The sequence below is a fragment of the Collinsella aerofaciens genome (assembly GCF_028206795.1).
Lineage (GTDB): Bacteria > Actinomycetota > Coriobacteriia > Coriobacteriales > Coriobacteriaceae > Collinsella > Collinsella aerofaciens_AX.
Window position 1 is genome coordinate 59,426 of record NZ_JAQLFJ010000009.1, and the last position, 13,434, is coordinate 72,859.

The 13,434-nt window shown below is 60.7% G+C and carries 14 protein-coding genes; all 14 read right to left on the minus strand.

What is annotated here, in order from left to right:
* Positions 1-12: 12 nt before the first annotated feature.
* The 14 genes from rpsO to holA all read right to left on the minus strand — a co-directional run bounded on the left by rpsO (position 13) and on the right by holA (position 13,382).
* Positions 13-291: a 30S ribosomal protein S15 gene (rpsO, locus tag PMX70_RS07245; RefSeq protein ID WP_035138510.1), complete on the minus strand. Its 279-nt coding sequence runs from the start codon at positions 289-291 to the stop codon at positions 13-15.
* A gap of 138 nt (positions 292-429) precedes the next feature.
* On the minus strand, positions 430-1,179 hold the full coding sequence (recO, locus tag PMX70_RS07250; RefSeq protein WP_117839853.1) for a DNA repair protein RecO: 750 nt from the start codon (positions 1,177-1,179) through the stop codon (positions 430-432).
* A gap of 15 nt (positions 1,180-1,194) precedes the next feature.
* Positions 1,195-2,262: a GTPase Era gene (era, locus tag PMX70_RS07255; protein WP_197032771.1), complete on the minus strand. Its 1,068-nt coding sequence runs from the start codon at positions 2,260-2,262 to the stop codon at positions 1,195-1,197.
* Between the two features lie 12 nt (positions 2,263-2,274).
* Entirely contained in the window at positions 2,275-2,652 is a 378-nt protein-coding gene (locus PMX70_RS07260) for a diacylglycerol kinase family protein (protein WP_117639888.1), read from the minus strand.
* 9 nt (positions 2,653-2,661) lie between these two features.
* Positions 2,662-3,171 (minus strand): rRNA maturation RNase YbeY, encoded by a 510-nt coding sequence (gene ybeY / locus PMX70_RS07265; RefSeq protein ID WP_271743230.1) that lies wholly within the window; start codon positions 3,169-3,171, stop codon positions 2,662-2,664.
* Positions 3,168-4,154, minus strand: coding sequence for a PhoH family protein (locus tag PMX70_RS07270; protein WP_117773519.1), 987 nt, complete (start codon positions 4,152-4,154; stop codon positions 3,168-3,170). Before PMX70_RS07270 ends, ybeY begins: the two co-directional genes overlap by 4 nt.
* On the minus strand, positions 4,135-5,427 hold the full coding sequence (locus PMX70_RS07275; RefSeq protein ID WP_117773520.1) for a MiaB/RimO family radical SAM methylthiotransferase: 1,293 nt from the start codon (positions 5,425-5,427) through the stop codon (positions 4,135-4,137). The genes PMX70_RS07270 and PMX70_RS07275 overlap by 20 nt, the downstream gene beginning before the upstream one ends.
* 9 nt (positions 5,428-5,436) lie before the next feature.
* The gene (gene dnaJ / locus PMX70_RS07280) at positions 5,437-6,585 is read right to left on the minus strand and encodes a molecular chaperone DnaJ (protein ID WP_117773521.1); all 1,149 of its coding nucleotides are present in this window, start codon (positions 6,583-6,585) and stop codon (positions 5,437-5,439) included.
* A gap of 81 nt (positions 6,586-6,666) precedes the next feature.
* Positions 6,667-7,770, minus strand: a complete 1,104-nt coding sequence (locus tag PMX70_RS07285; protein WP_187362361.1) for a DnaJ domain-containing protein — start codon at positions 7,768-7,770, stop codon at positions 6,667-6,669.
* 58 nt (positions 7,771-7,828) lie between these two features.
* Positions 7,829-9,061 (minus strand): radical SAM family heme chaperone HemW, encoded by a 1,233-nt coding sequence (gene hemW / locus PMX70_RS07290; RefSeq protein WP_271743231.1) that lies wholly within the window; start codon positions 9,059-9,061, stop codon positions 7,829-7,831.
* Between the two features lie 2 nt (positions 9,062-9,063).
* A complete protein-coding gene (dusB, locus tag PMX70_RS07295) occupies positions 9,064-10,107 on the minus strand; it encodes a tRNA dihydrouridine synthase DusB (protein ID WP_271743232.1) in 1,044 nt (347 codons plus the stop codon).
* A gap of 4 nt (positions 10,108-10,111) precedes the next feature.
* Positions 10,112-11,923: a translation elongation factor 4 gene (gene lepA / locus PMX70_RS07300; protein ID WP_117776228.1), complete on the minus strand. Its 1,812-nt coding sequence runs from the start codon at positions 11,921-11,923 to the stop codon at positions 10,112-10,114.
* A 96-nt stretch (positions 11,924-12,019) separates the two neighbouring features.
* Entirely contained in the window at positions 12,020-12,286 is a 267-nt protein-coding gene (gene rpsT / locus PMX70_RS07305) for a 30S ribosomal protein S20 (RefSeq protein WP_022094714.1), read from the minus strand.
* A gap of 133 nt (positions 12,287-12,419) precedes the next feature.
* Entirely contained in the window at positions 12,420-13,382 is a 963-nt protein-coding gene (holA, locus tag PMX70_RS07310; RefSeq protein WP_271743233.1) for a DNA polymerase III subunit delta, read from the minus strand.
* Positions 13,383-13,434 lie beyond the last annotated feature (52 nt).

The following is a 13,434-nucleotide window of genomic DNA, read 5'->3' on the forward strand; positions in this document are numbered from 1 at the left end:
ATGTACAAATCCTTACTGGATGTTGTCGCGGATGCCCAGAGCCTTGATGAGCTCACGGTACTCGACGATGTCGTTCTTCTTGATGTAGGAGAGAAGACGACGACGACGGCCGACGAGCATGAGCAGGCCACGACGGGTGTGGAAGTCCTTCTGGTGGGACTTCATGTGCTCGGTCAGCTCCTTGATGCGCTCGGACAGGATGGCGACCTGAACCTTGGGGTTGCCGGTGTCGACCGGGGTGTTACCGAACTGGGCAGTCAGCTCAGCCTTGCGCTCTTTGGAAACAGTCATTGTTTCACCTTTCGTTTCTTGTCGCCCGCGGGCGACACTATTCGCCTCGGACTGGGAAGCCGTCGGTGGAGCGAGCATCCAAGGTCGAGGTACCAACAGGTCGGTATGTTACCACAAGCAGACCGCCCATGCGCATCATCACCGACCCAACATGAATTCCATCGCACGGAGGCGCTGGTCGGTGTGCGTCGCAGCCCACACATGCGAAAGCCCGAGCAAGAACGCCGCCGTATGCGGGTCGATTCGCTCGACCATGAGTGCATCGAAGGTCATGGACATGAGGGCGCGCAGCCACTCGACCTCACCGGTCGAAACCAGCTCGGCACCCGGAACGCTCGACGCGCACGAACCGCACATGAGCCCGCCCGCCTGGGGCGAAAAGTACGACAGCATGGGGTCTCCGCACAGCACGCAGGCCGAAAAATCGGGTCGATAGCCCACGTGCGACAGAAGTTTAAAGACAAAGGCCGCCACGAGCAGGTCCATATGTGCCGAGTCGAGCCCACAGCCGACAAGCGTGAGCGCCCGCTGCGTGATGGCAAAGGTAAACGGGTCCTCGGCGTCCTCGAATGAGCACACGCGCGCGACCTCGGCAATCGCGCTTGCGGCGCAGGTCGTCTCGTAATCGGGCGCGGCGCCAACCGGCGCTTCCAAAAGCTCGGCCTGAGAAACAACGTCGAGCGAGCGTCCATGTGCGAGCAGCATATCGACGGTACAGAATAATTCGCAGCGCGCCGCCAAGCGCCCACCGGGTTTGCGGGCCCCCTTTGCCACGGCACGAACCTGACGACCCCGCTCGTCAAGCATCGTCAGAATCAGATCGGTCTCTTTGAGCTTGGTCTTGTCGAGCACGAGCACCTTCGTGCGATATGTCCGGGAGCCTGCCATGCGCGCTGCGCGTCCTTAGTCCTCGGCGTTGTAGCCAAAGCGGCGAATCTGGGCCTCGTCGTCACGCCAGCCGGCCTTGACCTTCACGTCCAGCTCCAAAAAGACCTGCGTGCCAAAAATGCGCTCAAGATCGCGACGGGCGTCGATACCGATATGCTTGATCATCTCGCCGCCCTTGCCGATGATGATGCCCTTTTGGCCCTCGCGCTCGACGTAAATAGTGGCGTGCACGCGCAGCACCTTCTTGGTCTGCTCGAGCGCGTCGCAGATTACGCCAACGGAGTGAGGGATCTCATCACGGGTGCGGCGCAAGACCTTCTCGCGCACAAACTCGGCAACGAGCGTCTCGTCAGAAGCGTCGGTACCCATGTCCTCGGGGAACCAACGCGGGCCCTCGGGCAAAAAGTGCGCAACGGTCTCGATAAAGGCATCGACGTTGAAGTTCTTGACCGACGACGTCACGATCTCGTCGTCAAAGTCCATAAGCTCGTGGGCTGCCTTAAGCTGCTCCATGACCTGTGCGGGGTCGGCCTCATCGGCCTTGGTGAGCACCAGGACCTTCTTGGAACGGGCATTCTTGACACGCTCGGCAACCCAGGCGTCTCCCCTGCCGATCGGTTTGGTGGCATCAATCAAAAACGCGACAACATCGACATCGTTCAGCTCGAACAGCGCGCTCTTGTTCAGCTCGGACCCTAGACCGTCCTTGGGCTTGTGGATACCCGGGGTATCGACAAAGACCAGCTGGTAGCCGGGGCGGTTGACGACGGCGCGCATGCGGCGGCGGGTCGTCTGGGCCACCGGCGAGGTGATGGCGACCTTTTTGCCATAGCAGGCGTTGAGCAGCGTTGACTTACCGGCGTTGGGGCGGCCGACCAAGGCCACGAAGCCACTGCGGAAACCGGGCTCAACGTCGCCAAAGCCCGCGAGGCTGTCGTCCTCATCGCACAGGGCGTCGAGCTCCTCGTCGCTCATGCCCTCAAACGGGTCGAACTCCTCGACTTCCTCATAGGCCTCGGTCGCCTTAGCATCCGGGGACTCGTCGTCCAAAATCTCATCGGTAGACTGCATATTGTCGGACATGGGAATCCCTTTCTAAATAAAGCCGAGCGCGTGGGCAAATACCAGCACGCCCACAATCGCGGCGGTGATGGAAAGAACGTATACAGAGGCGGCGGCGATGTCCTTGGCGCGTTTTGCCAGCGGATGGAGCTCCTGGGTCGCCAGATCGACAATGGCCTCCATGGCGGTATTGCACAGCTCGCCGTGAATCACCAGGCCGCAGCAGATGATAATCGTGGCCCACTCGGCAATGTCGAGCCCCACGATGCAGCCGGCAATGACGGTGCACACGCCCGCCACGAGCATGACCTTAATGTTGCGCTCGGTCTTGACGGCGGTGACGAAGCCCTCCATGGCGTAGGAGAACGACTTTAAAAAGGACGGATGGTCCTTGTTCGATCCGGGAATCATAAACGGCTCCTAGTCGTGGGCATGATTGGTGATGGGGCCGACGTGAACCAGTTTGGGATCCTCGCCGCGCTCGAGCGCCAGATCGCGCAGGATAGCGTCCTCGCGGGCCTCCATAACCTCGGCCTCGTCGTCCTCGATGTGGTCATAGCCCAGCAGGTGCAGCATGCCGTGAACGAGCATCAGACGGCACTCGTCAGCGGGGCTATTGCCAAAACCGGGGGCCTGACGGGCAATAACCTGCGGGGCCAAGATGATATCGCCGAGCTCGAGCGCCTCATCGGCGGGAATGTCATCGTCAAAGGCCGAATCGCACTCAAACGAGAGCACATCGGTGGTGCGGTCGATACCGCGCCACTCGTGGTTGAGCTCGTGCATCTCGTCCTCGTCGACATACGAAAGGGAAATCTCGACTTCACGCTCAACGCCCTCGGCGGCAAGCACGACCTCGCAGATGTGCTCCACCTCCTGAGCATCGAGCAGCGTATCGAGCTCGGCATCGTTGCTGATCAATACACTCAACGGGACTCCTTTCGGTCGCGTGAGCGTTGCTCACGCACGTCATCATAAGCATCATATGCCTCAACGATACAACCCACTAGGGCATGACGCACCACGTCGGCACGCTCGAGGTGAGAAAATGCCACATCGTCGACACGGCCCAAAATCTTCTCGACATCCGCCAAGCCACCACGACGACCCACCAGGTCGCGCTGGCTGAGGTCGCCGGTAATCACGAACTTGGAGTTGAATCCAAGGCGTGTCAGGAACATCTTCATCTGCTCGGGCGTGGTATTTTGCGCCTCGTCGAGCACCACGAAAGCATCGCTCAGCGTACGACCGCGCATGTAGGCGAGCGGGGCGATCTCGATCACGCCGCGCTCCATAAGCTCATCGGTGCGCTCACGATCCATCATGTCAAAAAGGGCATCGTAGAGCGGGCGCATGTACGGATCGATCTTTTCCTCGAGGGTGCCGGGCAAAAAGCCCAGGTTCTCCCCTGCTTCGACAACCGGACGCGTCAAGATCAAACGGCCCACCTCATGGCGCTTGAGCGCGGCAACGGCGAGCGCCATGGCCAGATAGGTCTTACCGGTACCGGCAGGACCCAAGCCAAAGGTGATGGTATGCGAGCGAATGGCATCCACATAGCGCTTTTGCCCAAGCGTCTTGGGACGAATGACGCGACCGCGATACGAAAGCAGCACGTCATCGCGAAGCGATGTGGCCTCATGCTCGCCGTCGCGCAAGACGGCCAGGCAACGCGAGACATCGTCGGCAGACAGGGTACGACCGGCCGCCGCCTCGCGAAAAGCATGTTCGAAAAAGCGAGCCACGAGCTCGACCTCGTCCGGGTCGCCGCTCACGGAGATCCTATCGCCACGGGCGACCACGTGAGCGCGAACCAAGCTCTCGAGCGCACGAAGGACGCCGTCGCCGGCGCCCAAAACACGCGAGGGATCAACTCCCTCGGGAACGGTAAGTCTAATCTTCGAGGCTTCCATGGACCTCCCTGCGCGCATGGACCAAGCCGGAATCATCGACTCCGATGATAGCAACATCGAGCAGGCACGGGGCTGTAAGTCCACAGGTATCGTCAAGACGGGCATGATGGAACGAACCGAGCGTCAGGTTGTCACCATACTCGAGCACGGCGCGCTCAACGGTGCCCACGCGACGACGAGCGTCGGCGATAGCGAGCTCCTGCGCCGCGTCTCGCATACGGCGGCTGCGCTCGGCCATAACCTCGGGCGGCACCTGGTCGGGCATGTCGGCAGCAAGGGTACCGGGACGCTTACTGTAGCGGAACACGTGCATACGCGAGAACCCCACGCGGCGGCACAGCGCCAGCGACTCCTCGAACTCCTCGTCCGTCTCACCAGGAAAACCGACGATGACGTCGCACGAAAGAGACGCCTGCGGCAGGATGGCGCGAATCATGCGCACCGTGTCCTCAAAGGCCTCGGCACTATAGGGACGACCCATGCGATGCAGCGTCGCCGTACAGCCGGACTGTACGGGCAGGTGCAAAAACGGGGCAATACGCTGCGGATAGCGCGCCATAACCTTAAGCAGGCGCTCAGAGATATCCATGGGTTCGACCGAGGAAATGCGCACATGCGCAATAGTCGTGCGCTCCATGATGGCCTCGAGCAGCTCATCGATTTCGACATGCTCGTCGGTCGCGCTCTTGCCATCGTAGGCACCCAGGTTCACACCGGTCAGCACCACCTCGGGCACGCCGGCCTCCTGGGCCTCGCGAACTTGCTCAAGCACGGACTCGACGGGCACGGAACGCTCGGGACCGCGGGCCTTCCACACGATGCAATAGGTGCAACGGTGGTTGCAGCCATCCTGGATCTTCACACCCAGACGCGAGCGACCCAGAGCGTCGACCACATCGCTGTCGCTGCAGGCGGCCACACTATCGGATTCGACACCCAGCACATCGCAGACACGTTCGGCGACATCGATCTTAGACGGCTCGGCAATCACGCGATCCGAAAGCTCCAACAGCTCCTCGGGATGCAAATTGACCACGCATCCGGTCACGACTACATAGGGCTCATTTGGATGGGCCAGCGCATGACGGACGGCCTTACGGGTCTTGGCCTCGGCCTCGCCCGTAACGGCACAGGTGTTAATGACGATCAGGTCGGCATCCTGGGGCTCCACCATAGCAAAACCCAGGCGCATAAGATCGGCAGTGATACGGTCAGACTCAACCCGGTTGACACGGCAGCCGAGGTTGACGACGGAAATATGGGGTGCGAGCACGCGGGCTCCTTAATCGAGGATATCGTCGAGGGCACTCTTGATACGGTCGGTCACCGACTTCTTACCGGAAGCGACGTCATCGCCCATCTCGTCGGCAAAAGCACGGAGCAGCTCGCGCTGCTTATTGGAAAGATTGGTGGGAACGACCACGCGCAGTTGCACGATCAAGCGGCCACGCGAACCGCCACCGCCAATGCGCGGCATGCCGTAATTATTGACGCTCACGGTGTCGCCGTACTGGGCGCCGGCGGGGACGCACACCTTAACGACCTCGTCGGGCATAATGCCCTCGACATCGATCTCGCAGCCGAGCGCAGCCTGCGCAATCGAGATATCGCTCACCAGGTACAGGTCGTCACCGTTGCGCTTAAAGCGCTCATGGTCGGCAACGCGCACGTTGACAATCAAGTCGCCCGAAGGCTCGCCGCGAAGACCGGCCTCGCCAAAGCCGCTCACACGCAGCTGTCGACCGGTCGAAACGCCGGCGGGAATATCGATGTCAATCTTTTCATGCGAAGGCGTGCGGCCCTGACCATCGCAGGTCTCGCAGGGATGGTCGATAACCGTGCCCTCGCCATGGCAGTCGGGGCAAGGCGAGGAAGACTGAACCTGGCCCAAAAACGATCGCTGAACCGTCGTGACATAGCCCGTGCCGTGGCAGCGGCCGCACTGCTTTTCCTGTGCGCCCTCTGCCCTACCGGTGCCATTGCAGTCCTCGCAAGGAGCAAAGCGGTCATAGCTGATTGTCTTTTTGCAGCCGAGCGCCGCCTCCTCGAGCGTCACCGAAAGCGAGATGGCCATGTCACGACCGCGACGACGCTCGCGACGGCTGCGGGCGCCACCGCCGGCACCGCCGCCAAAAAACGACGAGAACAAGTCGTCCATGCCCATACCACCAAAGATATCGTTGATATCGACGTAGCCCGAACCACCAGGGCCGTCGGCAGTGCCGTAACGGTCGTAGTTAGCACGCTTCTGCTCATCGGAAAGAACGGAATAGGCCTCGTTGAGCTCCTTGAACTTGGCCTCGGCCTCGGGGTCGTCCGAAACGTCCGGGTGTACGGTACGGGCCTTCTTTAGAAACGCGCGCTTAATCGTCCGCGCGTCGGCATCCTTGTCGACGCCAAGTACCTCGTAGTAATCCCTATTTTCCGACACGACCGAATCCTTCCGACTTTCATTATTGTCACAGTGCGTCCTATACCCAAGCTGGGCCAACCGCAAACAGAGGGTTTGATGTTATTGCATTCCGTAAGGCGAAAGCATGGCCCGTTGCGAGCAGCTCGCGAACCAAACCGACACGAGCGCGAACATGAAGCCATTGGCAAAACCGTTGGCAAACTGCATCGCACCGCGCTTCCACCACAGCAGGCTGCGATGAAGCACGCCGTCCGAAAGCACCATGAACAGGCCCATGGTAAACGGAATAAAGCACATCACAGCAAAGGCCGAGAACACGCCCGAGATGGCCGAGAGTACCAAAAACGGCGCCACGATGCCCATCAGGTAAAAACCGGTACGAGCTTTGCCTTCCAAGCGCTCGGACTCGACATGGGCACGGCCGACTAGATCACCGCCAGCGGCACCGTTAGTGCCGGCGTGACCCATGCCGCTAATGCGGACCTCGTCGCCATCGTGCGTGCCGGCAGGAAACTCAATCGTCTGCTCGGAGGTTACGCGAGTACGACCGCTGCCACCGCAATCGGGGCAGGGGTCGGCCACGACCTTACCGGAACCGCCGCACTCGGGGCAGACCGACTGGAACGTGCCCGCACCAAACAGGAAGGACAAGTCGACGTCGATGTGCCCGCGGCCACCGCAGCTCGGGCAGGTATGGGCATGCTCGGAGGAGACAGAACCCGAGCCGCCGCAGTGACCACAGGTATCGAAGCGCGTATAGCGGACGGTCTTGCGGGCACCGTCCTTGGCCTCCTTGGCGTCCAGTTTGATATCGACGACCACGTTGGCGCCGTTCTCGGGATTGTAGGCAGCCTGGCCGCGACGCTGCTGGCCCCAGGCACCGCCAAAAGGAAAGCCGCCCTCAAAGGGATTGCCATAGCCCGTGTTGCCGGCATAGCCGCCACCATAGGGCGAAGCCGTAGGGGCACCGGCAAAGGGATTGCCAGAACGCATGGCATCGTAGCGCGCACGTTTTTGCTCATCCGAAAGCACGGCGTAGGCCTCGGAAACCTCTTTAAACTTTTCCTCGGCATCCGGCTCTTTGTTGACGTCCGGATGGAGCTTACGGGCCTTTTGCTGGAAGGCCTTTTGAATATCACGCGAGGTGGCGTCCTTGGAGACACCTAGAATCTCGTAGTAATCTTTTTCGTTCATCGTCGCCATGCGCGGCAACCTCCTGCTCACAGCAGCGTATATATTCCGGTAATTCTACCCGAGCGGCCTAAGCTAGATCCCAAAACAGCTCGAACAGAACATTTCCATCGAGCCAGCCCAGGTGTGTCGGTGCTAAACGAGCTCGAACATGGCCCGCGACGACATCTGCCGAAGTAAAGGGTCCCTCATGGACCCCGAGCGTCTCGGGCACCCAAGTGGCAAGACCCAATTCGAGCGCGCGATCACAAGCGGCTGTCAGCTCATCGGCCGGGATGACACGAGCCGCGCGAACCAACAGGTCGGACGCAATACCGCGCGTCATGCGACAAGCGAGCATCAGGTCTTCGGCCGCAGCCTCTCGCTGCGACAGGTATTCGGCCTCAAACGACGTCGCGTCATCGTCGCGCTGAACCAAACGCACACGGTACGCGTCGCCTCGAGCAGACACGCCGGGGAACAAACCTGCAAGACGGTCGAAATCCCCAGTATCAAGCATACCGGCGGCAGAACGGCCCAGGCCCAGGTAGCCCCGTCCGGTCCAGTAGGCAATGTTATGGGCGCACTCATGGCCGTCGAGCGCGTAGCTCGCCACCTCATACGGATGGTAGCCGGCCGCACCCAGGCGCTCACGCGCCGCGTCCATGCACGAAGCCTGAAAATCCTCATCGGGCTCGAGCGACTCGTCACGGCACGCCATGCGGTAAAGGGGCGTCCCCTCCTCGAGCGTGAGCGGGTAGACCGACACATGATGAGGCGCCGCCGCCAACACGCCATCGAGCGTGCTCCGCCAGTTTGCGGCCGTCTGCCCGGGAAGGCCGCACATCAGGTCGCACGACACATCGAGGCCAGCGTCCTTCACCGTCGCGATAGCCGCAAGTGCGCGATTAGCATCGTGAATGCGGCCAATAGCAGCCAGCTCGGTATTGTCGAGGGTTTGCACGCCCAGAGAGATGCGCGTGACACCCGCCTCGGCAAGCGCGGTGGCGAGCTCAGCGGTCAGGGACTCAGGATTGGCTTCGCAAGTAAATTCAAAGGGTTTGCACCACATGGAGATACGCCGGGCAAGTTCCACCAGGCGCTCCCCTGCCAGCGATGGCGTGCCGCCGCCAGTATAGACCGTGCAGACCTGCGCAAGCGCCCCGGCGTCGCCAAAGGAATCGAGGCGCGCATACAACTGCTCAAAATAGGAATCGAGCGCGGCATCCAAATCACACGAAGCAAAGCTGCGCGAGTCGAAGTCGCAGTAGCGGCACTTTTGGGCACAGAACGGCACGTGCACGTACAGCGCGGTAACGGCCACCCTTAAGCCTCCAGCGGATGAGGGGGCACCGATTCGCCGGCGGCAAGGGCAGCCTCGCAGGCCACCACATCATGCTCGATCTCATCGACCAGCGCCATAAACTCCTCATACGTGGAGCAGCGCACCACATGGGCACGCCAAGCGGCGGCATGGGGCATGCCTTTTAAGTACCAGCTTGCGTACGTACGGGCACGCGACATGAGCGGCAGGAGCTCATGCGTCAGCGTTAGGTGCTCACGCAGGGCGTCCAGGCGCTCGACAGAGCTGCGCGCCGGCACCGGTGTGCCATCGAGCGCAAGAGCGCGAGCATCGCCAAACACCCACGGGTTCCCGTAGATGCCGCGCGCGATAAACACCGCGCTGGCACCCGAGTTTCGCAGATGCACCGCGGCATCCTCGGCGGTGAACACATCACCCGAACCGATCACGGGAATCTCAACGGCATCTGCGACCTCATCGACGACCGACCAATCGGCCTGGCCGGTGTAGAGCTGCGTGGCGCAACGACCATGCACGGCGACTGCGGCAGCCCCTGCGCCCTCAAGCATCTGGGCAAATGTCGCGGCATTGCGGTCCTCGGCATAAAAGCCCTTGCGGATCTTGACGGTCACGGGCACATGCGCCGCGCCCACCGTGGCCTCGACGATCTTCTCCGCCAGGTCGGGCGTGCGCATGAGCGCCGAACCCTCGCCCTTGGTGACAACCTTGCGAGCCGGGCAGGCCATGTTGATATCGATCAGCGACAGGCGATCGCCAACGCGCTCCTCGACGGCGGCGACGGCGCTCGCAAACTGATCGGGCTTGGAGCCAAAGAGCTGCACGCAAATCTGCTGCTCCTCGTCGGCCGGCAGCACCAGGCGCCACGTTTTGTTGCTGGCATAGGCAAGGCCTGCCACGCTCACCATCTCGCTGTAGGCAAGGTTGGCACCACGGCGGCGACACATGATGCGATAGGCGGGGTCGGTAACGCCCGCCATGGGAGCCATAAGGAACGGCTGCTCGGCATAGGCGCCCAGCAGCCGCTTGCTGTAATCAGAAAGCGCCATGGACCTACTCGTCCACCTTGAGGATCGCCATAAAGGCCTCCTGCGGGACCTCGACCGATCCGATGGCCTTCATACGCTTCTTGCCCTCTTTCTGCTTCTCGAGCAGCTTGCGCTTACGCGAGATATCGCCGCCGTAGCACTTAGCAAGAACGTCCTTGCGACGCGCCTTGACGGTGGAACGGGCGATGATCTTGTTGCCGATAGCACCCTGGATGGGAACCTCGAACAGCTGACGCGGGATGATTTCCTTGAGCTTGTCGCACAGGCCACGGGCCAGGCCATATGCCTTGTCCTTATGGACTATAAACGAAAGCGCGTCCACCTCGTCGCCCGAAAGCAAAATATCGAGCTTCACGAGCTCGGAGGGACGGTACTCGTTGAACTCGTAGTCGAGCGAGGCATAGCCCTTGGTGCGGCTCTTGAGCTGATCGAAGAAGTCCAAGATGAGCTCGGCGAGCGGCATATCGAAGCGCATCTCGACCGATTTGCTCGTCAGGTGGATCATATCGGTTGTGACGCCGCGGTGCTCAATGGCGAGCTGCATGACGGCACCCGTGTACTCAGGCGGGCAGATGATCTTTGCCTTGAGGTAGGGTTCCTCGATACGATCGATGCGTGTGGCCTCGGGAAGGTCCTGCGGACTGCGGACATCGATCATTTCGCCGTCGGTCTTGTAGACGTGATAGTCGACCGAGGGACTCGTGGCAATGAGGTCCAGGTTGAACTCGCGCTCCAGGCGTTCCTTGACGACTTCCATGTGCAGCAGGCCCAGGAAGCCCACGCGGAAGCCAAAGCCGAGCGCCACCGAGGTCTCGGGCTCCCACACCAACGACGGGTCGTTGACGTGCAGCTTATCGAGGGCGTCGCGCAGATTCTCGTAGTCCTTGTTGTCGATCGGGAACAGGCCCGTGTAGACCATGGGCTTGGCCTCGCGGTAGCCCGGAAGCGGCTCGGGGCAGGGGTTCGACGCCCACGTAAGGGTATCGCCCACGCGAACGGCCTCGGGGTCCTTCAAGCCCGTGACCACATATCCGACCTCGCCGACCGTCAGCGCGTCGACCGGGGTCTCGGCAGGACGCTTGACGCCCACGCCGTCGACCAAAAAGTCGCCCTTGGCCTGCATCATAAGCAGGGTATCGCCCTTTTTGATGGAACCATCGAAGACGCGCACCGTAGCCACCACACCGCGATACTCGTCAAAGTACGAATCCAAAATGAGCGCTTTGAGCGGAGCGTTTGCATCGCCCTTTGGCGGCGAAATCAAAAAGACGATGGACTCCAGCAAATCGTGAATGCCCTCGCCGGTCTTGCCCGAGACGCACACGGCATCATCGGCAGGGATCGCCAGGTCATCCTCGATCTCGGTCTTAACCTCGTCGGGATGGGCCGAGGGAAGGTCGATCTTGTTGATGGCCGGCACAATGTCCAGATTGGCGTTCATGGCGAGCGTCGCGTTGGAGACGGTCTGCGCCTCGACGCCCTGCGTGGCGTCGACGACGAGCACCGCGCCTTCGCAGGCGGCCAGCGAGCGCGAGACCTCATAGGTAAAGTCCACGTGGCCCGGCGTATCGATCAGATTGAACTGATACGTCTCACCATCGTCGGCGTCATAGGAAACGCGGACGGCATTGGACTTGATCGTGATGCCGCGCTCGCGCTCGATATCCATGGTGTCGAGCAGCTGCGACTCCATGTCGCGTTCGTCAACGGTATGGGTGAGCTCGAGGATACGGTCACTGATCGTAGACTTGCCATGGTCGATGTGCGCAACGATTGAGAAGTTGCGGATGTGGGAAATGTCAATTGAAGTATTCATGCGGACTATCTTACCCGAGCGGTACAAAAAATGGAGCCTGTTCCATAAAACAGGCTCCATTTATGCGCGTAATCTGTGTGGTGTGAAATTTACAACTTAGGCGTTGATGCTGTTCACGAGCTTGGCAAGACCGGACTTGCGGTTGGAAGCCTGGTTCTTGTGGATAACATGCTTGGCAGCAGCCATGTCGAGACGCTTCGTGACGGTCTTGAGGGCAGCCTGGGCCTTCTCGGCGTCGCCCTCGGCGACGGCGGACTGGACGTGCTTGGTCAGCGTCTTGAGCTCGGACTTGACAGCCTTGTTACGCATGCGAGCTGCCTCATTGGTGCGGATACGCTTCTTCTGAGACTTGATGTTTGCCACTTCTGGAGTTCCTTTCGAGTTCCTTGCAAAAAATGTATGACACCTCTGAGACACGGTGAGGTCATGCAAGCGCCTACTATAGCACGCTCCCTCTCAAAGGGATAGAACGAATTTGTCAAATAGGCAGGTATCATCACGATTTTCTCAAGATGTTCGTAATCCAGAGCAAAAGCGCGGTCTCAGAATCGGCAGAGCCCTTGAGCGCGAGCTCCACATCGACCGCACCCTCGAGCGCTGCGACGAGCTCGGTCATCGAAAAACGACGCGCCCAGGTAAGGTGATTCTTGACCTGCCAGGACTGGAGCTTGAGCGTTGCGGCCAGCTCGCGACCCTGCCCACGCGCGTCGAGCGCCTTGGCGACGATAAGCTCGCGAATGCGACCGCACAGCAATGTGTAAGTCCACACGTAGCTCTTGGAGGGCAGGAGCTTAAAGAGCTCGAGCGAACGCCGCATATCGCGAGCCGAGACGGCGTTGAGGAAGTCCCAGGGTTGGATCTCGGCCGTACGTACAATCCAGCGCTCAACATCGGCAAGTTCAATCTGGGGCGACTCGACCATCTGGGCAAGCTTAGCCAAGTCGTTATCGAGCATGCGCGTGTTTTCGCCCGAACGCGAGACGAGCTCCTCGGCGGCCGCCGTCGAAATCGACTTACCGCGCTGCGTCGCCATCTGCTGAACACGGCGCGGCAGTTCCCAGCGCTTGGTACCCGAGCAATCGACGATAGCCTTCTTGTCGATCTTGGCGATTGCCTTATACAGGCGCGTATTCTTGGCAAGTGAGTCGGCGATGATGAGGCAGACCGTTGTTGGGCTGGGACTCGCCAGATACCCAACGAGCGGCTCCGAGACCGCCTTGGCGAGCTTTGAGCAGCCATCGAGGATTACCAGACGAAACTCGCTGCCCATCGGAAAGGTGTTAAGCGATCCGATAATGGACTCGATATCGGGGTCCTTGGTCATGTCTCGCTCGTCGAGGTTGAACTCGACCATACCCGATTTTTCCAGACGCGCTTTCATACGCGAGACGGCGTGGTCGCGCTTAACTCCGTCGGTACCGACAATCAGATATGCCGGCAGCAAACCGGTTTCGGACATTGCGCTCCCCTCCCGCAGGCCTTCGTATTCGTTCCGTGCCATTCTAGCCCAG